Source organism: Priestia sp. SIMBA_032, assembly GCF_046535215.1.
GTDB lineage: Bacteria > Bacillota > Bacilli > Bacillales > Bacillaceae_H > Priestia > Priestia aryabhattai.
Genome location: NZ_JAWRXD010000141.1, coordinates 1 through 454, shown reverse-complemented (window position 1 = coordinate 454; position 454 = coordinate 1). Strand labels below are relative to the sequence as shown.

1 protein-coding gene and 1 pseudogene are annotated in these 454 nt (G+C 38.5%); both read left to right on the top strand.

The window, feature by feature from the left end:
• Positions 1 to 194 (top strand): annotated as a pseudogene (locus SB717_RS33705) (efflux RND transporter periplasmic adaptor subunit); the annotation flags it as partial.
• On the top strand, positions 191 to 454 hold a 264-nt coding region (locus SB717_RS33700; protein WP_410907155.1), incomplete at its 3' end, for an ATP-binding cassette domain-containing protein. The pseudogene SB717_RS33705 and the gene SB717_RS33700, both read left to right, overlap by 4 nt.

Below are 454 nucleotides of genomic sequence, written 5' to 3'. Positions count from 1 at the left end.
AAAGCAGTATCGTGAAAAAAGGTGACAAAAATGTTGTCTTCGTTGTAAAAGACGGTAAAGCGAAAGAACAAGCAGTTACTGTTGAATTCGAGACTGATAGCGAAGCAAAAGTTTCTGGAGTGAAAAAAGGAGAGGAAATTATCTCTAAGCCTGAAAAAGACTTAAAAGATGGTATGGAGGTTGTCGCCCAGTGATTAACTTAAAAGGCATCACGAAATCCTTCCAAAATGGTGCAGAGTCCGTTCAAATATTACACGGAATTGATGTAACACTGAACCAAGGAGAATTCACTTCGATTATGGGACCTTCTGGTTCTGGTAAATCAACATTAATGAACATTATCGGTTGCTTAGATAAACCGACGACAGGTACGTACGAACTAGCTGGTCAAAACATTTCAAACATGTCTGAAACAGAACTTGCACACGTACGTAATAAAGAAATCGGATTCGTA